20 protein-coding genes are annotated in these 19,875 nt (G+C 65.9%); 15 read left to right on the forward strand and 5 right to left on the reverse strand.

All coding sequences use genetic code 11. The features are described 5' to 3' along the window. Positions 1-10 precede the first annotated feature (10 nt). On the reverse strand, positions 11-1,246 hold the full coding sequence (locus tag HGI30_RS05975; protein ID WP_168906811.1) for an ATP-dependent DNA ligase: 1,236 nt from the start codon (positions 1,244-1,246) through the stop codon (positions 11-13). Beyond that, positions 1,247-2,209: a non-homologous end joining protein Ku gene (ku, locus tag HGI30_RS05980; protein ID WP_168906812.1), complete on the reverse strand. Its 963-nt coding sequence runs from the start codon at positions 2,207-2,209 to the stop codon at positions 1,247-1,249. 172 nt (positions 2,210-2,381) lie between these two features. On the opposite strand from ku, the gene HGI30_RS23730 reads away from it, so the two are divergent. Both HGI30_RS23730 and HGI30_RS05990 read left to right on the forward strand, forming a co-directional pair. Next, a complete protein-coding gene (locus HGI30_RS23730; protein ID WP_456238626.1) occupies positions 2,382-2,789 on the forward strand; it encodes a hypothetical protein in 408 nt (135 codons plus the stop codon). Positions 2,790-2,849: 60 nt separating this feature from the next. Further along, positions 2,850-3,047, forward strand: a complete 198-nt coding sequence (locus HGI30_RS05990; RefSeq protein WP_168906813.1) for an H-type small acid-soluble spore protein — start codon at positions 2,850-2,852, stop codon at positions 3,045-3,047. 111 nt (positions 3,048-3,158) lie between these two features. Here HGI30_RS05990 and HGI30_RS05995 read toward each other — a convergent pair whose 3' ends face one another. Further along, complete coding sequence (locus HGI30_RS05995; protein WP_168905836.1) at positions 3,159-3,392, reverse strand: hypothetical protein; 234 nt, start codon at positions 3,390-3,392, stop codon at positions 3,159-3,161. Positions 3,393-3,666: 274 nt separating this feature from the next. Here HGI30_RS05995 and HGI30_RS06000 point away from each other — a divergent pair, with 274 nt between their 5' ends. From HGI30_RS06000 to tsaD, 5 genes are all read left to right on the forward strand, one after another. Further along, entirely contained in the window at positions 3,667-4,542 is an 876-nt protein-coding gene (locus HGI30_RS06000; protein WP_168906814.1) for a YitT family protein, read from the forward strand. A gap of 207 nt (positions 4,543-4,749) precedes the next feature. Beyond that, on the forward strand, positions 4,750-5,247 hold the full coding sequence (gene tsaE, locus HGI30_RS06005; protein WP_168906815.1) for a tRNA (adenosine(37)-N6)-threonylcarbamoyltransferase complex ATPase subunit type 1 TsaE: 498 nt from the start codon (positions 4,750-4,752) through the stop codon (positions 5,245-5,247). After that, positions 5,244-6,251, forward strand: coding sequence for a tRNA (adenosine(37)-N6)-threonylcarbamoyltransferase complex dimerization subunit type 1 TsaB (gene tsaB / locus HGI30_RS06010; protein WP_235680336.1), 1,008 nt, complete (start codon positions 5,244-5,246; stop codon positions 6,249-6,251). Before tsaE ends, tsaB begins: the two co-directional genes overlap by 4 nt. Beyond that, positions 6,238-6,762 carry a ribosomal protein S18-alanine N-acetyltransferase gene (gene rimI / locus HGI30_RS06015; protein WP_168906816.1) on the forward strand — a complete coding sequence of 175 codons (525 nt, stop codon included), beginning with the start codon at positions 6,238-6,240 and terminating at the stop codon, positions 6,760-6,762. Before tsaB ends, rimI begins: the two co-directional genes overlap by 14 nt. After that, positions 6,759-7,808, forward strand: coding sequence for a tRNA (adenosine(37)-N6)-threonylcarbamoyltransferase complex transferase subunit TsaD (gene tsaD, locus HGI30_RS06020; RefSeq protein WP_168906817.1), 1,050 nt, complete (start codon positions 6,759-6,761; stop codon positions 7,806-7,808). The genes rimI and tsaD overlap by 4 nt, the downstream gene beginning before the upstream one ends. 1,247 nt (positions 7,809-9,055) lie before the next feature. Here tsaD and HGI30_RS06025 read toward each other — a convergent pair. Both HGI30_RS06025 and HGI30_RS06030 read right to left on the reverse strand, forming a co-directional pair. Then, complete coding sequence (locus HGI30_RS06025) at positions 9,056-10,132, reverse strand: phosphodiester glycosidase family protein (RefSeq protein WP_168906818.1); 1,077 nt, start codon at positions 10,130-10,132, stop codon at positions 9,056-9,058. After that, the gene (locus HGI30_RS06030) at positions 10,129-10,557 is read right to left on the reverse strand and encodes a hypothetical protein (protein ID WP_168906819.1); all 429 of its coding nucleotides are present in this window, start codon (positions 10,555-10,557) and stop codon (positions 10,129-10,131) included. Before HGI30_RS06030 ends, HGI30_RS06025 begins: the two co-directional genes overlap by 4 nt. A 351-nt stretch (positions 10,558-10,908) precedes the next feature. Here HGI30_RS06030 and HGI30_RS06035 point away from each other — a divergent pair, with 351 nt between their 5' ends. From HGI30_RS06035 to HGI30_RS06070, 8 genes are read left to right on the forward strand one after another with little or no spacing between them, the layout of a single operon-like run. Further along, positions 10,909-11,892 (forward strand): ABC transporter ATP-binding protein, encoded by a 984-nt coding sequence (locus tag HGI30_RS06035; RefSeq protein ID WP_168906820.1) that lies wholly within the window; start codon positions 10,909-10,911, stop codon positions 11,890-11,892. Beyond that, positions 11,889-12,743: an ABC transporter permease gene (locus HGI30_RS06040; protein WP_168906821.1), complete on the forward strand. Its 855-nt coding sequence runs from the start codon at positions 11,889-11,891 to the stop codon at positions 12,741-12,743. The genes HGI30_RS06035 and HGI30_RS06040 overlap by 4 nt, the downstream gene beginning before the upstream one ends. Positions 12,744-12,746: 3 nt before the next feature. After that, entirely contained in the window at positions 12,747-13,556 is an 810-nt protein-coding gene (locus HGI30_RS06045; protein WP_168906822.1) for an ABC transporter permease, read from the forward strand. A gap of 28 nt (positions 13,557-13,584) precedes the next feature. After that, entirely contained in the window at positions 13,585-14,964 is a 1,380-nt protein-coding gene (locus HGI30_RS06050) for a hypothetical protein (protein WP_168906823.1), read from the forward strand. After that, positions 14,961-16,142, forward strand: coding sequence for a hypothetical protein (locus HGI30_RS06055; RefSeq protein WP_168906824.1), 1,182 nt, complete (start codon positions 14,961-14,963; stop codon positions 16,140-16,142). Before HGI30_RS06050 ends, HGI30_RS06055 begins: the two co-directional genes overlap by 4 nt. Before the next feature lie 35 nt (positions 16,143-16,177). Next, positions 16,178-17,287 (forward strand): radical SAM protein, encoded by a 1,110-nt coding sequence (locus HGI30_RS06060; RefSeq protein WP_168906825.1) that lies wholly within the window; start codon positions 16,178-16,180, stop codon positions 17,285-17,287. 11 nt (positions 17,288-17,298) lie between these two features. After that, positions 17,299-18,570 carry a Gfo/Idh/MocA family oxidoreductase gene (locus HGI30_RS06065; protein ID WP_168906826.1) on the forward strand — a complete coding sequence of 424 codons (1,272 nt, stop codon included), beginning with the start codon at positions 17,299-17,301 and terminating at the stop codon, positions 18,568-18,570. A 17-nt stretch (positions 18,571-18,587) separates the two neighbouring features. Further along, the gene (locus HGI30_RS06070; RefSeq protein ID WP_168906827.1) at positions 18,588-19,760 is read left to right on the forward strand and encodes a radical SAM protein; all 1,173 of its coding nucleotides are present in this window, start codon (positions 18,588-18,590) and stop codon (positions 19,758-19,760) included. The last annotated feature ends 115 nt before the right edge of the window (positions 19,761-19,875 follow it).

Genomic DNA, 19,875 nt, shown 5'->3' on the forward strand with positions numbered 1-19,875 from the left:
CCTTCTCCGTTCAGCTCGTCCTGCGGCCGAAGCCCGCCAGCTTCGGATGGCGGAGCTGCCCGGCTTCGGTCACCTCCAGACCCGTGACGGTGCAAGGAAGCGGGGCTTCCAGCCAAACGACCCGCTCGCCCTTGAGATCCGAGGGCAGAGCCGCAAAAGGAAGCTCGCCGTGCTGCCGGCGGCCTTCTTGAAAGGCTTCCTCGGGAACGAGCTGCTTGGTCAGCAGCGCCCTCATCTCTCCCGTCAACCCCAGCGATACGCTGCCGAAATACTGCCCTTCCAAGCTCATGACCAGGCTGGCGGCCTGTCCCTCCCGGACTTTCAAGCCGACGATGTCCACATCGAGCCGCAGCGCGGTCTTGGTCTTGAACCAATCTCGATGGGTTTTGGCTGCGCGGTAGGGAGCCGTCAGCCGTTTGCTGACGACGCCTTCCCAGCCCTGCTCCTGCACCCATCGCCATAAGGCAGCTCCGTCTCGATAGAGCTCCGTCACGAGCATGCCGCTCGGCAGCAGGGGAGCAAGCTCCAGCAGCCGTCGATGCCGGCTCGCATAAGGCAGCGCCCGCAGGTCGTGACCGCCGTGCGCCAGCACGTCGAAGAGGATGAAGGCGAGGCCGGGAGGTCCGAGCGGCTCGCTGTGGCCGTCGGAGCCGGCCGGCTGGTGGTGGTCCGGATGCGGGTCCGCATGCTTGCGACCTTTCGATACGTCCCGAGCTTCCGCTGCGTCAGCCGCGACTTCTTCGGCACCGATCCGCCACGGGCAGACGCCGGGATCGGGATGACGCAAGGAAGCCATCGCGGAGCCGGCCGAACGGCCGCGCATCCGCTCCCGCTGCAGCACCCGCTGAAAGCTCGGCCGCTCGCCGGTCCAAGCGATCAGCTCCCCGTCGAGCACGGAAGGACCGAGCGCAGGCGCGGCGCTTCTCAGCAGCGCGACCAGCTCCGGATAGACGGCGTTTTTGGGCAGTCCGTTGCGAGAAACAAGCTCGATCGCGCCGTCGCCGCCGATCGTGGCGATCAAGCGCACGCCGTCCCATTTGATCTGGTAGCCCCAGTCCGGCCCCTCGGGAAGACGTGCCGCAGGAAGGGGAGCCATTGGCGGAACGGCCTTTTTGGTGCCGCCTCCGGCCGATGCGGATCGATGGCTGGCCTCGCCGGTCTGTCCCATCGCCACGTCGTCGCGGTCCTTGCCCATCGCCGCTTCGCGCGGCCGATCCTTTCGGCCCGCTTCCTTCATCCGGCCCATCTAGGAAGCACCGGCATCCTTCTTCTTTTTGGCGCGAGGCTTGGCCGCCTTTTTCGTTTCCTTGCCGGAGCCGGCCTCCTTGGCCGCATCGGCCTTCGCGCCGCCGGCCGCCTCCGCGGACGCCGCTTTCTTGCGCTTGCCGCCAGCTGCGGCAGCTCCCGTTCCCGGATCCGACACCGGCATCGCCGACGGCGCCTTGACCGACTCGAGGCTCGCCTGCAGCGCGGCCATGAGGTCAAGCACCCGACCGGGCTCCTGCCGCGGCGCCACGGTGACGTCTTCGCCGGCGATCTTGGCCTGGATGAGCTCATGCATGGCGCTGCGGTAATCGTCCGTGTACTTTTCCGGCTCGAACGGCGTCGTCAGCTGATCGATGAGCAGCTTGGCCATCGTCAGCTCCTTCTCGCTTACCTGGGCCGGACCGGGCAGGTTCGGCACTTGCGATACCGCCCGGATTTCGTCCGGGTAGAAGATCGTCTCCATCGCCAGGCACCCGTCCTCCAGCACGCGGATGGCGGCAAGGCTGCTTTTGGAGCGGATCGAGATTTTGGCGATGCCGATCTTGCCGGACTGCTTCATCGCCTCCATCAGCAGGGAGTATGCCCCGCCTCCGGCCTGATCCGGCGACAGATAGTACGTCTTCTGGAAATAGATCGGATCGATCTCCTCCAACGCGACGAAGTCGAGGATCTGGATCGTCTTGGACTTCTCGCCCGCGGCCTGCTCCAGCTCATCCTTGCCGAAGGTGACGAAGCGCCCCTTCTCCACCTCATAGCCCTTGACGATCTCGTCCCACTCGATCTTCCTGTCGCATGTCGGGCATTCCCGGACGTAGGCGATCGGACTGCCGCAGACGGAATGCAGCATGCGCAGCGAGATATCCTTGTCCTCCGTCGCCGAAAACATCTTGACCGGCACATGGACCAGCCCGAAGCTGATCGCGCCTTTCCATACGGTATGCATCGCTTCTGTCGACCTCCTGGCGCCGGGCGGTGCCCGGCTCGTTATAGGGACAGTGTGCGTTCCGGCGCCGAGTTCCATGCATGAGCGCGCCAGGCCGGGGGCATATTGTCGCATAGGGCTGGTTGCAGCCTCTGCACGCGCAGCGATAGCGAAAAGGAGGCCGAAAGCACCGATGAAGGAAGAAGAGATCCGTCGCAAGCTGGAAAAGGAGCTGGACAACCGCCACATGCTGGCGAGCGAGCGCGACAAGCTCAGCCTGGCCGAGCTCGACGCGGAGATGAGCACGGAGCTGGACGGCTCGTTGGAGTCTGGCGGAGCGACCTCCGTCACGGAAGCCGGCACGGGCGTCACGAACGATCACGGCGGTCGCGTGGACTACGAGATGGACATCGACCGGATGGTCGGCGAAGGGCTCGGCGGCGGACAGGTGACGATCCACAACGGCCACATCGGCGAGTCGACGACCGACACGATGATGCTGGAGGAAGACATCGGGCTGGACGAGGTGGAGGAGAGCGGCAAGCCTGCCGATCCGTCGGAGCAGCTCGGCCGCATCAAGGCCCAGCTGATGGCCGACTAGGCTTCGGCTGATGAAGTTCGGGTCGAATCCGGCAAATCGATAGAGGGAGGAGGAACAGCGATGGACGTGAAGCGCGCGATGGAAATCTACAGCTCCTCAGACATGGTCGCCGTGCATCTGGGAGGAGATTCGGTCTGGATCGAAAACGTGGATGAAGCGAACGGCATGGCGACGGTGCAGGTCGGCACGACGCCGCAGAAGACGAAGACCGTCTCGGTCGACCGTCTGCACGAGGGCAAGCCGGAGCGGGAGCACTGACCGGAACAAAGCCCGTCGCAGGCTGGGGCTGACTGCGGGGTTATCCGCAGCGGCGGAATCCACCGGCATGCATCAGCTCAGAGGCGTCGACGAGTGTGGCTCGGGCCAGCATCAAGCCGGACGAAGCAGCGTTCCGCGATCGGTCCCGTCACCGGCCGCGCTCCAACCAAAAAAAGCGCCGTCATCCTGGTCCTTGCGGCACCAGGTGCGGCGCTCTTGCTGCTTGCGGCTCGGCCCGACCTGCGTCTGGGGCTTGCGCGGCCAAAGCTTGCGAGTCGAATCGAGTTCATGCTGCCTTGGCGAAGCGCCTTGCTTCGTCGGGGCTTTTTTGCGTTTGCGGGACATGATTATCGCCTCCTTGAGCTGCTTTCCATGCTAGCGGAATCGGGTCTAAGAGGCAAAGCCCAAAATAAATATAAAGAGGAGGATTCGGGAGCATCGGCATGGATACCGGATGAAAAGAAGTGAAAAGCCGAGAAAACGAGGGATAATAGGCTATAAATGCAGATAATGCGATGCAAAGCGACTTTTCTATGCGAAAACGGTCCAAAACGCTTTAATTTAGTCAAAAGAACCTTTATAATTAGATGTATAGATAGGAGAGAGGGAGTGAGGGGTTATGGCTGCGGTGCATGGGCAGCATTTGAGGCTGCCTTTGGTCGAGGTGGTCAAGAGGACGATCTTTCTGACGATCGGCGCGATTTTGATGGGGGTCGGGCTGGAAATCTTCCTCGTGCCGAACAATATCATCGACGGCGGCATCACCGGCATTTCGATCATGGCTTCTTATTTGACGGACCTTCCGCTTGGACTTTTCCTCTTCGTGCTCAACCTGCCGTTCCTGTTCCTCGGCTACAAGCAGATCGGCAAGACGTTCGCCATCTCCACGCTGTACGGCGTCTCCGTCATGTCGCTCACGACGTTCCTGCTGCATGACGTCGATCCGCTCACGATCGACGAGTTCCTCGCCTCGATCTTCGGCGGGATGGTGCTCGGCGTCGGCGTCGGCCTGGTCATCCGGTTCGGCGGATCGCTCGACGGCACGGAGATCGTCGCCATCCTGTTGTCCAAGAAGCTGCCGTTCTCCGTCGGGGAGATCGTCATGTTCGTCAACCTGTTCATCCTGTCGAGCGCCGGCTTCGTCTTCTCCTGGGACCGCGCGATGTACTCCTTGATCGCTTACTACATCGCCTACAAGATGATCGACATCGTCATCGAGGGCTTCGACGAGTCCAAGGCGGCGTGGATCATCAGCGACGAGCATCATCCCATCGGCGAGGCGATCATGAGCCGGCTCGGGCGCGGCGTTACATATCTCAACGGCGAGGGAGGCTTCACCGGAGGCGACAAGAAGGTCATCTTCGTCGTCATCAACCGGCTCGAGGAGGCCAAGCTCAAGTCGATCGTGACCGACATGGACCCTGCGGCTTTCCTCGCGGTCGGCAACATCCATGACGTCAAGGGCGGCCGGTTCAAAAAGCGGGACATCCACTAGCGGGATGTTCCGCCGAGGCAAGCGAGCTTCGGCAGGGGGCGCCCGCCTCCTGCCGGAGCTTTTTTGGCGTCCGCCAAGGCGGCGGACGGGAAGCGCCGCCGGCGATCCGTCCGGTCCCCGCAGCGGTTGCGGCACGCAGGGGCGGCCGATATAATGGGAACAAGATTCCGAGTACGGATGCAGCAGACAGAGAGCAGGGTGGAACAGATGACGATAGAAGCGGCGGAAGCGCAGTGGAGCGCGGAGAGCGAGGCGGATACGGCGCGGCTGGCCGGGTGGCTGGCCCAGCGCGCCGAGCCCGGGACGGTGATCGCGCTCGACGGCGACCTCGGAGCGGGCAAGACGCGCTTCTCGCAGGCGTTCGCGGCGGCGCTCGGGGTAGCGGGCGTGGTTAGCAGCCCGACGTTCACGATTATAAAGGAATATGAAAGCGGCAGGCTGCCGCTCTACCATATGGATGTGTACCGGCTGTCCCAGGAGGAGGCGGACGAGCTCGGCCTGGACGAGTACTGGTACGGCCGGGGCGTGTCGCTCGTCGAATGGGCGAGCCTCGTTCCCGATCTTCTGCCGGAGCGCAAGCTCAGCATCCGCATCGCCCGCGAGGACGGGGAGCGGAGGCGCTTCACGCTTCAAGGCGAAGGATTGCCCTACGCGGACTGGTGCCGCGAGTGGACCGTCGCGGCGGAAGGAGGCGGGCGCGGATGAGCTTGACGGACAAGCAAATGTCGGCCGGCGAACCGCTGGTGCTGGCGCTCGACACGTCGACGCCGACGCTCTCGGCCGCGCTCATGCGCGGCCGAGAGACGCTCGGGAGCGTGCAGGCGCCCGCCGCGCGCAACCATTCCGCGCATGCGGTGCCGGCCGTGCAGCGGCTGCTGCGCGAAGCGGGCGTGCGGGGAACGGAGCTGGCCGGCATCGCGGCCGGGGTCGGCCCCGGCTCGTACACGGGCGTGCGGATCGCGGCGACGATCGCCAAGACGCTCGCCTGGACGTGGAGCGTGCCGCTCGTCGGCGTCTCGACGCTGGAGGCGCTGGCCGCCGGAGCCTGGCGCGAGGCGGCCGCTTCCGACGATGCGGCGCGGCCGTCCGACGCGCCATCCTTGCTGCTGGACGAAGCCGGGAGCGGAGCCGATCGAATCGGCGCGGCCGATGGCGGAGGAACGGCTGCCGGCGTTTCCGGCGTCTGTCCGCTGCCCATGCCTTGCCCGCGCATGCTGGCCGACGAGGCGGGCGGCTGGATCGTGCCGCTGCTCGACGCGCGGCGCGGACAAGCTTATACGGCGCTGTTCGCGGCCGGGGCCGCTCCCGGCTTGGCCGAGGGAGAGTGGCTGCCTGCAGATGCGCCGTGGCGGCGGCTGGAGCCGGACGGGCTGCGCCTCATGGACGGGTGGGCTTCGCAGCTGGCGGAGCTGCTGGCGGCGGCGGATCGCCGGCCGGCCTACGTGCTGTTTGCAGGAGAGATGGACAAGCATGAAGAAGGCATCCGCCGGTTCCAAGCGCTGGCGGCGGCGACAGAGGATGGACCGGCTGTCTGCGGACAGCCGCATTCGATAGACGGGCGATCCGTCGCCTGGCTCGGGGCGCGGAGTCTTGCCGGAGGTGAAGCGGTCGATGCGCACGGACTTGTACCGAACTACACGCAGCTGGCTGAAGCGGAAGCTAAATTATTGGAAAAATCCCGGGAGGAGAAGAACGATGGCCGACTATGACCGCTTGCGCGAGCAGGCGGAGGACGACGGAGACGGCCTCGTCTTCCGCTCCATGCGGATGGAGGACATTCCTTCCATCATCGCCATCGAGCATGAGGCGTTCACCTCCCCGTGGACCTCGGATGCGTTCGCCAACGAGCTGACGCACAACCACTTCGCCCGCTACATGGTCATGCAGCTGCATGGCGAGATCATCGGCTACGGCGGCATGTGGATCATCATGGACGAGGCGCATGTGACGAATATCGCGGTGAGCGGCGCGTTTCGCGGGCGCAAGCTCGGCGCGCGGCTGCTCTCGGAGCTGCAGAAGCTCGCGTCGTTCTTCGGCGCCACGAGGATGACGCTGGAGGTGCGGATAAGCAACGAGGTCGCCCAGTCGCTTTACCGCAAGTTCGGCTTCGAGCCTTCCGGCATCCGGCCCGGCTACTACTCCGACAACAATGAGGATGCTCTGATCATGTGGGCCGAGCTCGGCCGCAGCGGAGCGGAAGGAAGGGCGCAATCGCAATGAAGACAGAAGCAGGCTTGATCCTCGCGATCGAGACGAGCTGCGACGAGACGTCCGCCGCGGTCATCCGCGGGGGCAAGGAGATTCTGAGCAACATCGTCTCGAGCCAGATCGAGACGCATCGGCTGTTCGGCGGCGTCGTGCCGGAGATCGCCTCCCGCAAGCACGTGGAGGTCATCACGCTCATCATCGAACAGGCTCTGGCGGAGGCCGGAGTGCAGCCGGATGAGCTGTCCGCCGTCGCCGTCACGCAAGGCCCCGGCCTCGTCGGCGCGCTGCTCGTCGGCATCGTGTCCGGCATGAGCCTGGCGATGGCGCTCGATGTTCCGCTTATCGGCACGCATCATATCGCGGGGCATATTTATGCCAACGCGCTCGTGCAGGAGCTGGAGTACCCGTGCCTCGCGCTCGTCGTGTCCGGCGGCCACACGGAGCTCGTGCTTTTGGAGGAGGAAGGCGTGTTCCGGATCATCGGCCGCACGCGCGACGACGCCGTGGGCGAGGCGTACGACAAGGTCGCCCGGGCGCTTCATTATCCGTATCCGGGCGGGCCTCATGTAGACCGCACGGCCGCGCAGGCGCAGACCGTCATCGAGCTGCCGCGCTCCTGGCTGGAGCCGGACTCGTACGATTTCAGCTTCAGCGGCCTCAAGTCGGCCGTGCTGTCCGCCATCAACCAGGCGAACATGAAAGGGCTGGAGCTCGACGTGCCGGGACTGGCCCGAGGCTTTCAGGAGTCGGTCATCGACGTCGTCACCGGCAAGGCGTTGCGCGCTGCGCGGGAGTACGGCGCGCGCCAGCTGCTGCTGTGCGGCGGCGTAGCGGCCAACCGCGGCTTGCGCGCCCGGCTGACGGAGCTGTGCGAGGCCGAAGGGCTGCCGCTGCTCATTCCGCCGCATGCGCTCTGCACGGACAACGCGGCGATGGTCGGCGCGGCCGCCCATCTGAAGTGGAAGCGCGGCCAGTTCGACGAGCTCGACCTCAAGGCCGACCCCGGCCTGTCGCTGGAGGCGTGGTCGGTGAAGCCGCCGGCGGCCGCGGAGGCGTAGGGATTGGATCGGGGCTGCTGGCGATGCCGGCACCGGGCGGCAGTCCGTGGGAGCTGCGAGAGGGCGTGGATCGGATCTGGCTCGCCAAGCCGGTTCGCCGGCTGCAGTTCGTGGTAGCGGTGAGAGGGCTATGAATAGATCTGGCCGGTCAACCCGGTACGGGGGCTGCAGTCCGTGGAAGCTGCGAGAGGGCTATGACTTCGTCTGACTCGCCAAGCCCGTTCGGGGATGTAGATCGTGAAGCTACGGAGGGCTATGACCCGGTCTGGCTAGCCAAGCCGGAACGGGGGCTGCAGTCGTCAGCCTGGACCGGAGCTGTCGGCAGCGACTGGAAAACCTAGGCCGTGTCAATCCGATAAGGCTCTACCCACTGTCCCTTTCTTTTGCGGAGCGTCTGAGTGCTAACGAAACTGAGACACGCTATTCTGCTTTCAAAGCAGCTATTGCGCTTGCTAACGAAACGGACACACCTTATTTCGCTAAAAAGTCCCTATTTCAGCTGAAATCTTGCCGATAAGACGCCTCAGTTTCGTTAGCTTAAAAAAACCGGCGAAAATGGGCAAATAACGCGTCTCCGTTTCGTTAGCACTGCAAGCGGGGTTGCCGACCATACTCGGCCGGTCCGCATCATTGCGGCAGCTCCGCCAAAGCATGCGAAATCAACAAAAACCGCCCCTGGGCGGGCGGGAAGCTTCAGCTTCCTGCCTGCCAGGGGCGGTTTTTTGGCATGCCGGGCATCTGGCACAGACCACCGCGCACCTAGGACCGGACGCATTCGAGCTAGATCAGAGCCAGTCCGAGCCAGTTCGGATTAAAGAGTCAGGTCCAAGCTAGATCGGAGTCAGTCCGAGCGAAATCGGAGTCAGGTCCAAGCTAGATCGGAGTCAGTATGAGCTAGATCGGAGTCAGTCGAGCGAAATCGGAGTCAGTATGAGCTAGATCGGAGCCAGTCCGAGCGAGATCGGAGTCAGTATGAGCGAGATTGGAGTCAGTATGAGCGAGATTGGAACCAGTCCGAGCCAGATCGGAACCAGTCCGAGCGAGATTGGAGTCAGGTCTGAGCGGGATCGAATTAAGGTTCGAGCGAGTTTGAATTCAGGTCCGAGCTAGATCAGAGGCAGTCCGAGCCAGATGGAAGTCAGGTCTGAGTCCAATCCGACCTATCCGGGGGCGCATCCAAGTCCATCCGAACCCCATCCGAACCCCACTCAAAGTCCATCCGAACCGCATCCGCGCTCCTGAGCCGCTCACGTGAAGAACAGGAAGTTCGTCGCGACGGGGCGCAGCGTCTTGTCCGAGGGACGGTTGACGACGCGGCCGTCGAAGACGAGCGTCGACGAGCCGCCGCCGTCGAGGTTGTAGCCGTCCACGGCCTTAAACCGGGACAGCAGAATCTGCATCTCGCGCAGCGTGGCGCCGGAGCTGCCCGACTCGTTGTAGCCGTCGGCGACGAGGAACAGCAGCTGGTCGTCCTTGTAGCTCGCGACGACGGTGCGCGGCGCGCGGGCCGGACTGACCTGCCACTTGGCCGGAATCGGCTGGGCGATGCCGTTCTTCATCAGGATCGGCACGAACGAGACGCCGAATCGCGGCTCTTCCCGGTCCAGCTGCTCCCGCGTCGCGTATTTCCCGCCGATCAGCTTGCCTTGCTCGTTCAAGCCGACAAAAAACAGGTCCTTGTACGACGGCTCGAAGCCGTTCACGTACTTCCCGCCGAGCACGGTCGTGCTGAGCGGGTAGCGCCGTCCGCTGCCGTCGTCGGCGAAGCCCCCGGCGTTGATGCCGACGGCGGCGCCGTAGCGCTTGGCGGCGGCGAGCGTCGTTTCGGCCTTGCCGGGCTTGTCTCCGCCGATGACGAGCTTCATCGCGTCCTGGTCCTTGAGCCGGACCTTGAGGGCGTAGGCGGTGAAGTTCTGCGCCTGGATGGGGAACAGCTGCGCGGTCAGCCGGTCCGACTGGATCGTCCGCGACGGGCTGCCGAGCGGCAGCGTGATGCGGCGGTCGTAGATCATGAGCGGACGGCTGCTCTGCGCGGCGGCCGTGCTTGCGATCGAGCCCATGCGGCGAGCGGTCTGGGCGTAAAGCTCGGAGCCGCGCTTGATGGCGTCCGCTGTCTGGGCCGCGACGACGGCGGCTTCGTCGAGCGAGCCGCCGATGCGGACCGCCGGGGCCGGGTCGGCGGCCGGCTGCCGCGGGACGTCCGCCAAGCCGGCCGTGCCGGGAAGGCGCACCTCGACCTGGACCGCGAGCAGCAGCAGCAGCGCGCCCAGGAAAGGAGCCGTCGTCAGCAGCATCCAACGGTTGATCCGCTGCACGCTCGTCATTTGAGCACGTCCAGATTTTTCTTGAGCTCGTCCAGCTGCTTCTGCACCTGGCTGAGCTGCGTGTACAGCTTGTTGCTGTTGTCGGTCTTGCTGCTGGCGTTGTCGCGATTGAACGCGAGCAGCTCGTTCAGGCTGTCCACCTTGCCTTGCAGCTCGGCCAGCTGGGCGGCATAGCCGCTCTCGAGCTGCTGCAGGCGGGCGTCGTAGCCCGCCTGCATCTGGGCGAGCTGGCGATCGGTCTGCTGCTGGATCTGGACGGCCAGCTCTTGCTGGAGGCGCTGCGTATAGAACCAGGCGCCGGCGACGCCGGCGGCGATGATGACGATCCAAGCGATCAGGAACGGCCACGGAGAGCGCTTCGAGGCGCGGCGCGGCACGGTAGGGTCCGCGGAGACGGAGGGGACGAGACGGGAATCGGCATTCATGTAAACTTTCACCTCTCTTGCGTGTTGCGGCATAACGTTTGACGACCGAACGCTGGCAATAGTTGCGTCCGTTTCCGGACGAACTCCTATTCTACCATACCGTTCCTATCGTTTCAGCCCGACTTTCCCATCGGGATGTCGACGCTCGAGATCGGCGCTGCGGAGCCGATTCGACGTTTTTCTTCCTTTTGCTGAGCTGTCCGATCAAGATTTCATTCTTTTCCATCTTGCAAATGCGCCTTTCGATGGATGACAATCGAATTAGTCGTTTATTACAATCAATCCAGAACCCGTTTATTTCCTCTTAAATTTCCATAATCCCCTACTCCCTGGCGCAAAGGAGCGGCTCTCATGCACGCAGCGATTGAAGTCGATCGGCTCGAGAAGATCTTTCCCTACTACAAGAAGGAGGTCGGCTTCCGCCAGTCGGTCCGCAACCTGATCCGGCGCGAGCGGCTGCTTCGCCATGCGGTGCGCGGCATCAGCTTTTCCATCGAGGAGGGAGAGATGGTCGGCTTCCTCGGTCCGAACGGAGCCGGCAAGACGACGACGCTCAAGATGCTCTCCGGCATCCTTCATCCGACGTCCGGAACGGCCCGCGTCCTCGGCCACACGCCTTGGGAGCGCAAGAAGGCGTTCAAGCAGCAGTTCGCGATCGTGATGGGGCAAAAGAGCCAGCTGTGGCCCGACCTGCCCGCCGGCGAATCGATCTACCTCAATAAATGCATCTACGGCGTCGACGACGGCGACTACCGCCGCACGCTCGGCGAGCTGTCGGAAATGCTGGACGTCCAAGAGCTGCTCGGCGTGCAGGTGCGGCGCCTGTCGCTCGGCGAACGGATGAAGATGGAGCTAATCGCCTCGCTCATCCATCGGCCGCGGCTGATCTACCTCGACGAGCCTACGATCGGGCTCGACCTGATGTCGCAGCGCTCCGTGCGCCGGTTCCTCGGCGAGTACAACGCCGCGCACCGGGCGACCGTCATCCTGACGAGCCACTATATGAAGGACATCGAGGACCTCTGCCCGCGCGTCGTCCTCATCCGCGACGGAGGCCTCCACTACGACGGCAGCCTCAAGGGCGTAGCGGCCGTCATCCGCGAGCGCAAGCTCGTCAAGCTGCATTTCGACCGGGAGGTGTCCCGCGAGGAGCTTGCCGCCTACGGGTCCGTGCAGGAGCATGCCGGCCTCTACGCCGCGCTGGAGGTGGACAAGCCGGAGGTGCGCGCCGTCTCCTCGCAGCTGCTCGACCGCTTCCCGGTCGTCGACTTCACGATCGAGGACCTCAGCGTCGAGGACGAGCTCATCCGCATGATGGGGAGGGACCCGGCATGATTCCGGAGCCTCGCCTAGCCGCCCGTCCGCCGGGCACCCCGACCGGGCGCCGCACCGGCAAGTACGCCGTCGCCTTCCGCATCGGCTTTCAGAGCGCGCTCGAATATCGGCTCAATTTCCTGCTTTCGCTCGTCAGCGCCTTCTTCCCCGTCGCCGTGCAGTACTACATCTGGAAAGCCGTCTACGGCGGCTCGGGGAGGGTGCTGTTCGGCTATCGGTACGAGGACATGATCCTGTATACCGTCATGGCCGGCATCGTGACGAAGCTCGTGCTGACCGGCATCGAGCATTCCATCGCGGACGACATCAAGAGCGGCGGCTTGAACAAATACCTCGTTCAGCCCGTCGGCTACTTCGGCTTCCGCCTCTCTTCCTACGTCGGGCAGCGCGCTGCTTCCTTCACCATCCTGCTGCTGCTCGCCGCCGGCGCCGCGCTGGCGCTCGGCACGATGCCGGGCCAGTCCGGCATCGGCTCCCGCTTCCTGCTCTTCCTGCCCTCCCTGCTGCTGGCGTGCGCGCTCAGCTTCCTCGTCTCCTACGCCATCTGCGCCTGCGCGTTCTGGCTGCAGGAGATCGGCTATTTCTTCGTCGTCTCCACGCTGCTCGTCACGATCGTCAGCGGCGGCATCTTCCCGCTCGAGGTGTACGGAGAGACGGCCAAGCAGCTGATCGCCTGGACGCCGTTCTACTATCTCATCTATTTCCCCGTCAACGTGCTCGGAGGACGCATCGCCGGAGCCGACGCTTGGACGGGCATGGCCGCCCAAGCGCTCTGGACGGCGGGCATGCTCGCCGTCGCGCTCGGCTCGTGGCGGCTCGGCATGAAACGCTATCTCGGACTGGGGGGCTGACGGATGAATGCCTGGCTCGAGCTCCGCAAGCATCTGGCGCTGCTGCTCCAGTTCGCCAAGCTGTCGCTCATGACGCAGATGGAGTACCGCGCGAACTTCTTCGCCGGCATCTTCGTCGAGTCGATGTTCCTGCTCGCCAAGCTGCTCTACGTGCTCGTGCTCTACCGCACGCAGCTGGCGGTCGGCGACCTGACGCCCGACCTCATCCTGCTGTTCATGGGCACGCATATCCTCATGACCGGCATCTACATGGGGCTGTTCTTCAACAACTTCGCGCGGCTGATCGAAGACGTGCGCACCGGCATGCTCGACCTGCTCCTGGTCAAGCCGGTGTCGCTGCAATTCGTCGCCTCGACGCGGCTGATCGAGCTCGGCATGCCGATCCCGAACCTGATCGCCGGCACCGCGATGGTGGCGATCGGCTGGCAGCGGGCCGGCCTGCCGGCGACCGTCGGGACGGTCGGCGGCTACCTGCTGCTGCTCCTGCTCGGGACGGCGGTCACCTACGCGGTCATGATCGTGCCGGCGCTGCTCAGCTTCTGGTTCGTGCAGACGTCGGCCGCAAGCGAGATCTCCTACGCGGTATGGGACGCCAACAACATGCCGTTCGCGCTGTACGGCAAGTGGATCCAGCGGATCGGGCTGTTCATCCTGCCGGTCTTCCTCATCACGAACTTCGGCCCGCTCTACGCCATGGGCAAGCTGCAGGGACCGCTGCTGCTGTGGGGACTCGCCGGACCGCCGCTGCTCCTGCTGCTCGTGCGGCTCGTCTGGAAGCGGGCGCTCCGCTCCTACGCCAGCGCCAACCTGTAACCACCCGGGGAAAAGGAGGAATCAACGGATGGACCATCAGCTCGAGGAGGCTCGTCCGATGGAAGCGGATCTGCTGCGGCGCGGCGGCGCCGAGGCGCTGCTCGCGGCGACGGTGGGGCCGGCCGTCTGGCTCGGCAACATGGAGGCCGAGGACGGATGGGCGGCCGGCGGTCCGCTGTCCGCTCCGCCGCAGCCGGCGCAGACGAGGCTGACGCGGCTGCAGGAGCGGCAGCTGCTTTGGCTCGCCGGTCCCGGCGACACCGTCTGGCTGCGCGAGCCGCTCGACGCCGAATACCGGGACTACGCGCTCGCCCAGCTGCAAGCGCTGCCTGCGCTGCATGTCGGAGGGGAGCCGCCGAAGACGGGGGAAAGTCCGGGCTTGATGAGGGGAAGCGCTGACGATGCGGCGATGATGGAGCGGACGGACAGCCGGAGGAGGACGCTGTTCCTGCCGTTCCTGCTGACGGAGGAGCTGGAGGCGGTCGCGCGCGAACGCGGCTGGCGGCTGGTCGGCGACGTCGAAGCGGCGGAGCCCGGAGCGCGGGCAGCCGCGGCGCGGCGGCTGAGCAGCAAGTTCTACGTCCGCCGCCTGGCCGAAGGGCATGGGCTGACGGTGGCGGACGGCCGCTTCTGCCGCGATGCGGACGAGCTGGAGGCGGCCTACGCCTGGCTGCGCGAGCGGGGCTTCGCCCGGGCGGTGCTCAAGCAGCCGCATGGCTCGTCCGGCAAGGCGCTGACGGTGATCGACGGTCCGGAGCGCTTCGGGCCGCTGATCCGGTACCTGCGGCGGCGGAGCTGGAGCGGCGAGCTGCTGCTGGAGGGCTGGCATCCCGCCGCCCGCTGCCTGAACGCGCAGCTGCTCGTCGGCGAGCGCGACGCTCGGCTGCTCGCCGTCACGGAGCAGCGCGTCGACGGACGCGGCGTCTATGCCGGCACCGACTACGCGCCCCGCTACGAGCCGGAGCTGCTGGAGCGCTACGAGGCCGAGCTGCTGCGGCTCGGCGGGCTCATGCGGCAGGAGGGCTTCCGAGGCGTCGCCGGCGTCGACTCCATCGTGGACGCGCAGGGGCGGCTGCTGCCGGCGCTGGAGATCAACGCCCGCTTCACGCAGGCGACTTACCTGCTGCCGCTGGCGGCGCGGCTGCTGCGCCGCCAGCCGCTGCTGGAGAGCCGCTGCCTGCGGCTGGAGGCCGCTGCGGAGCCGACGCTCTCGGAGCTGCTGGAGCGGCTGCAAAAGCTTCTCGCGCCGGACGGCGGCCATGGCTTCCTCGTGTACGGGTGGGGCTGCGCGGCTCAGGGCTCGCGCCATTTCGCCCGGGCCCATATCCTGCTCTGGGGAGAGCGGCCGGAACGGCTGCGGGAGATGACGGAGCGGCTCGCGATATTCGAATGGGGGACGACCGCATGAACGAGGAGGTGACGCTGCTCAGCTCGGGCAACTCGCTCGGCGTGTACATGCCGGCGCTGCGGCTGCGGAACCGGCTGCGGGCGCGCGGCGTGCCTGCCCGCATCGAGATGCTGGAGACGCTGTACGACGACGCGACGCGCGCGCGGATTCCGCGAACCCGCGAGGCGTTCCACGACCGCTTCGACGTCGCGCGCGCGGCGCTGCGGCTGGCCCGCGACAGCGGCCGCAGCCTGGAGGAAGCCCGCGTGAGGGAGACGCTCGCCCGCTGGCAGGCCGAGGGCCGGCGCCGGTTCTGGGCGCTGACGGGGTTCTGGCTGCCGGTGCTGGAGCAGGCGGCGGCGATGCGGCCGGAGGAGCGGCTCGACATCCGCTTCATCCGGCTCGACGCCGCCGACACGCCGTCCTATGCGGTGTTCGGAGGCCGCATGGCGGCTTTTCCCCAGGAGCGGCTGTACGGGGAGCTCGGCGACGAGCTCGCGGCGACGCTGCCGGTCGACGATGCGGAGCCGATCCCATACGCGCGCCGCGACCTGCGCTTCCTGCTGCATGGCGGCGGCTGGGGCATCGGGACGTATCGCGAGGCGGAGGAGGAGCTTCGGCGCGCGGGGCATGCGGTCCACCTGATCGCCTACCGCGAGCAGGAGCTCGGCCCGCCGGAGCCGGACCGCAGCTGCGGCCTGCTCGACCCGGACTGGAGCCCGTGGGAGACCGACGCGGAGGGCAGGCATGTCGAGCCGCCGTATGCGGAGCCGTCCCTTGCGGGGCGGTCGGTCGCCGCGGACGCGATGCCGCTCGTACCGGTCGCAGGCGGCATCTGGCGCCGCATCCGCGAGGCTGCGGCGATCGTCAGCAAGCCGGGCGGCGCGACGCTGCTCGACTCGCTGTCCGCGGCGACGCCGCTGCTGCTGCTGGCGCCGTACGGGGAGCATGAGCAGGCCAACGCGCGGCTGTGGGAGCGGCTCGGCTTCGGCATGGCCTTCGAGCGCTGGAGCGCGCTCGGCTGCCCGCTCGAGCCGCTCGCCGCGATGCATGAGCGGCTCGCGCAGGCTCGCCGCCTCGCGCCGGACCTCGCCGAACGGCTGCTGAAGGGAGGTGAGCCGCACGAGCTCCGCCGTCATCGCGGAGCCGGAACGCCGACGAAGCTGCCGCAGGCGGGAACCGCCGCCCGGCCGAAGTGAGGTTGCCGCAGACGATTACGGAAAAGGAGGCCATTATGTCCGTCAACGCCGATTCGCTTGCCCGCTCCGCCGCCCTGAGCATGAGCCGCCCCCGCTGGGTGTGGCTGCAGCTGCTCGAAGCCTGCAACCTGCGCTGCAAAATGTGCTATGAATGGGGAGACAACGGCGCCTACAAGGAGCGCCCGGTGCTCAAGACGCTCGACATCGGTGTCGTGCGCCAGATCATCGAGGATTGCAGTCCGGCCCGGCCCTATTACGACTTGTTCGGCGGAGAGCCGCTCATGTACCCGCATATCGACGAAGTGCTCCATCTGATCCGGCATTACGGGAGCCAGGTGGCGTTTCCGACGAACGGCACGCTGCTCGAGAAGCATGCCGAGCTCATTATCGAGACGCAGCCGCACCGCGTCTGGGTGTCGATGGACGGTCCGGAGGCGGTCAATGACGCCCAGCGGGGACGCGGCGTGTTCAAGCGCGCCGTGAAGGGCTTGCAGAAGCTGCATGCGCTGCGCGAGGAACGAGGGCTCGAATACCCGAAGATCGGCATCATTTTCATCATCACCCCGCTGACGTACCGCCATGTCGAGGAGCTGTTCTTCGACAGCATCGACATCTCCATGCTGGACTCCATCAGCCTCGAGTTCCAGTCGTTCATCACGCCGGACGACCACCGCGACTACCGCAACATCCTCAAGGAGCAGTTCGGCGTGCAGACCGACGCGCCGGCCTCGCGCGGCTTCGTGCGCAGCCTGTCCGAGTTCGAGGGCATGGACGCCAAGCTGATCGCCGCCCAGGCGAGCCGCATCGAGGAGCACTGCAAGGAGAAGGGCGTCTACTTCAACGCCTATCCGCAAAGGATGACGGAGGAGACGGTGCAGCTGTACTTCAGCGGCGAGAGCGCGCGGCTGTCGCACGCCAAGAAGCGCTGCGAGTTCCCGTGGCTCAGCACCGAGATCAACGCGCGCGGCGACGTCACCTCCTGCCACGCGCTGTACGACCTGTCGCTCGGCAATGTGTACGAGGAGCGGCTGCTCGACATCTGGAACGGGCCGCGCTACAAGCAGTACCGGAACTACCTCAAGAAGAACGCCTTTCCGATCTGCCAGGCCTGCTGCCTGAACTTCAAGACGACTTCGGCCAAATAGGAGGACGCCGGATGCGAATCGGAATTCTGGGGCCGGCAGCGATCGCGGAACGGGCCGTCCTGCAGCCGGCGCGCGGGCTGGACGGCATCGAGGTCGCCGCGATCGCCGGTCGCGACCCGGCTCGCGTGGACGACTACGCGGACCGATACGGCATTCCCGTACGGCTGCGGGATTTTCGCGAGCTGCTGGCGCTGCCGGAGCTTGATGCGGTCTACATCCCGCTGAGCAACGAGCTCCATCATCCGTGGACGATGGAGGCGCTGCGGGCCGGACGCCATGTCCTCGTCGAAAAGCCGGCCGCGCTTGGCGCCGCGCAGCTCGCCGAGATGCACGAGCTGGCCGCCGCGCGAGGACTGCAGCTGGAGGAGGCGCTCATGGCGCGCCATCATCCTTGGCAGGACGCCGCGGCGGAGCTGGCGGAGAGCGGCCGGCTCGGCCGGCTGCTCGGCATCGCCAGCGAGATCGCCCAGCCGTTCCGCGCCCTCGAAGGAGCGGGCAGCTACCGCAGCGATCCGCGGCGGGGCGGCGGGGCGTTCCGCGACTTCGGCTGCTACTGGCTGCAGCTCGTGCAGCGGCTCGCCGGCACGCTGGAGGCGGAGGCGCTCTCCGCCCGCTCCGCGTTCGACGGGCCGGGCGGCTGCGACTGGACGTTCGAGGCGTCCGTCCGCTGCGGCGGCATCGACGCCGAGCTGTCGGCCTCGTTCGAGCGGCCGGCGTGCTCGCGCCATACGCTGCGCTTCGAGCGGGGCGAGGCGGTCGTCCGGGACTTTTTCCGCTGCGCGATGGGCGCCTACCGGCTTCATCTGGATGTCCGCCAGGAGGACGGCTCGAGCGAGCGGATCTCGTTCGAGCCGCAGAGCTATTATGTCCATCAGCTGCTGGCATTCCGGGACCGGGTCGAGGGGCGGGCTCCCGCGCCCGATGCCCGGCTGGAGCTGGAGCGGGCCGCGCTCGCCGAGCGGCTGCTGGAAGCGGCCGCGCAGCGGCGCAGGCCGACACGAACAAAGGAGGAGAAGAGGATGACGTCGACGGAGCAAAGGGTCATCGAGATGGTGAGCGAGGTCAAGCAAGAGCCGGAGCTGGCGCGCAGCATGGGGGCGGAGACGAGCCTGATCGAGGACGTCGTGCTCGATTCCCTGCAGATGATCCACTTCGTGCTGGCGGTCGAGGACGCGTTCGGCGTGGAGATCGATTTCGAGACGTTCGACTTTGACCATATGCAGTCCGTGCGCACGCTGGCGGGCTTCCTGGACGCCTCGCGCAGCAGCATTTCGGCCGGATAGGAAGGAGGGAGAGCGTCATGCAGCCCAAAACGGACGTGCGGTTCGACCGCGAGACGTTCCGCAACATGAAGCGCACGATCTCGATGATGTCCAAAACGAGCCGCGCCTTGCAGGAAGACCCGTCCTACGCGCTCGAGCTGCCCGACGATATCGGCATCAAGCTCAACAACGGCTGCAACCTGCGCTGCAAGCACTGCTTCGAATGGGCCGCGGAAGGCTTTCACCACGGCATGGGCCGCGAGGCCAAAAAGCAGGAGATCGAGCTGAGCCTGCTGGCGAGCCTGCTCGAGCAGACGCGCGCCCGCAAGTCGCGGCTGTTCCTGTGGGGCGGCGAGCCGCTCTATTACAGCCGCTTCGAGGAGCTGGCCGACCTGCTGGAGCGGGACAACCGGACGACGACCGTCTGCACGAACGCCATGCTCGTCGAGGCGAAGCTCGATTCGATCCTCAAGATTTCGGACGGCATGACGATGCTTGTCAGCCTGGACGGCTTCGAGGAGGAGAACGACGCCATCCGCGGCAAAGGCACGTACCGCAAGGTCGTCGAAGCCGTCGAGCTGCTGCTGGAGCTGCAGCGGCAGGGGAAGTACCGCGGCAAGGTCTCGATCAGCCTTACGATCAGCGATTCCATGGTCGGCAAGCTGTATGCGTTCATGGAGGCGTTCGAGCGGCTCGGTGTCGATTCGGTGTATTTGGTTTTCCCGTGGCATATTCCGGAGCGTATCGCCGACCGCATGGACGAGTATTTCCGGGAGCGGTTCGGCTGGCTGGAGGCGAGCCGGATGCAGATGCGCTACAGCTGGCACAGCTTCGGCTTCAAGGTGTCGGAGGACAAGATCGGGGAGCTGCAGGAGGAGATGGCCCGCATGGCCGCGCGCGAATGGGGCACCCGCATCCGCTTCCAGCCGGCGCTGGAGCCGCATGAGGTGCGGGACTTCGTCCTCGGCTCGGAGCGCCCGGGGATGGGCAAGACGCGCTGCCTCTCGATCGCGAGCCGGCTCGACGTCATGCCGGACGGCAAGGTCAATCCGTGCAAGTTCTTTCCCGAGTTCACGCAGGGCACCCTTGAGGAGGGGACGCTGGCGGAGGTGTATCGCAACGAGAGCTTCCGCCGGCATCGCGAGGAGCTCGGCCGCGGACTGACGCCCGTCTGCTCGCGCTGCGTGCTGCTGTACAACTACGGCCGCTGACCGGGGAGAGTAGGGCGCCTGGACGAACCGACGCTTCAAGCGCGGCAAAAGAGGAGGGATCGGATTCCGATCCCTCCTCCGCCATGCCGGAAGGGACGAGACGCAGAGAGCTCCG

This window comes from Paenibacillus albicereus, from assembly GCF_012676905.1.
Lineage (GTDB): Bacteria > Bacillota > Bacilli > Paenibacillales > Paenibacillaceae > Paenibacillus_O > Paenibacillus_O albicereus.

Excerpts from the sequence above, each read along its gene's own strand:
- HGI30_RS06035 (WP_168906820.1), top strand. The coding sequence starts at position 10,909 with ATGCACGCAGCGATTGAAGTCGATCGGCTCGAGAAGATCTTTCCCTAC.
- HGI30_RS06030 (WP_168906819.1), bottom strand. The coding sequence starts at position 10,557 with ATGAATGCCGATTCCCGTCTCGTCCCCTCCGTCTCCGCGGACCCTACC.
- HGI30_RS23730 (WP_456238626.1), top strand. The coding sequence starts at position 2,382 with ATGAAGGAAGAAGAGATCCGTCGCAAGCTGGAAAAGGAGCTGGACAAC.
- tsaB (WP_235680336.1), top strand. The coding sequence starts at position 5,244 with ATGAGCTTGACGGACAAGCAAATGTCGGCCGGCGAACCGCTGGTGCTG.
- rimI (WP_168906816.1), top strand. The coding sequence starts at position 6,238 with ATGGCCGACTATGACCGCTTGCGCGAGCAGGCGGAGGACGACGGAGAC.
- ku (WP_168906812.1), bottom strand. The coding sequence starts at position 2,209 with ATGCATACCGTATGGAAAGGCGCGATCAGCTTCGGGCTGGTCCATGTG.
- HGI30_RS06025 (WP_168906818.1), bottom strand. The coding sequence starts at position 10,132 with ATGACGAGCGTGCAGCGGATCAACCGTTGGATGCTGCTGACGACGGCT.
- HGI30_RS06065 (WP_168906826.1), top strand. The coding sequence starts at position 17,299 with ATGCGAATCGGAATTCTGGGGCCGGCAGCGATCGCGGAACGGGCCGTC.
- HGI30_RS06040 (WP_168906821.1), top strand. The coding sequence starts at position 11,889 with ATGATTCCGGAGCCTCGCCTAGCCGCCCGTCCGCCGGGCACCCCGACC.
- HGI30_RS06045 (WP_168906822.1), top strand. The coding sequence starts at position 12,747 with ATGAATGCCTGGCTCGAGCTCCGCAAGCATCTGGCGCTGCTGCTCCAG.
- HGI30_RS06050 (WP_168906823.1), top strand. The coding sequence starts at position 13,585 with ATGGACCATCAGCTCGAGGAGGCTCGTCCGATGGAAGCGGATCTGCTG.
- HGI30_RS05990 (WP_168906813.1), top strand. The coding sequence starts at position 2,850 with ATGGACGTGAAGCGCGCGATGGAAATCTACAGCTCCTCAGACATGGTC.
- HGI30_RS06055 (WP_168906824.1), top strand. The coding sequence starts at position 14,961 with ATGAACGAGGAGGTGACGCTGCTCAGCTCGGGCAACTCGCTCGGCGTG.
- HGI30_RS06070 (WP_168906827.1), top strand. The coding sequence starts at position 18,588 with ATGCAGCCCAAAACGGACGTGCGGTTCGACCGCGAGACGTTCCGCAAC.
- HGI30_RS05995 (WP_168905836.1), bottom strand. The coding sequence starts at position 3,392 with ATGTCCCGCAAACGCAAAAAAGCCCCGACGAAGCAAGGCGCTTCGCCA.
- tsaE (WP_168906815.1), top strand. The coding sequence starts at position 4,750 with ATGACGATAGAAGCGGCGGAAGCGCAGTGGAGCGCGGAGAGCGAGGCG.
- HGI30_RS05975 (WP_168906811.1), bottom strand. The coding sequence starts at position 1,246 with ATGGGCCGGATGAAGGAAGCGGGCCGAAAGGATCGGCCGCGCGAAGCG.
- tsaD (WP_168906817.1), top strand. The coding sequence starts at position 6,759 with ATGAAGACAGAAGCAGGCTTGATCCTCGCGATCGAGACGAGCTGCGAC.
- HGI30_RS06000 (WP_168906814.1), top strand. The coding sequence starts at position 3,667 with ATGGCTGCGGTGCATGGGCAGCATTTGAGGCTGCCTTTGGTCGAGGTG.
- HGI30_RS06060 (WP_168906825.1), top strand. The coding sequence starts at position 16,178 with ATGTCCGTCAACGCCGATTCGCTTGCCCGCTCCGCCGCCCTGAGCATG.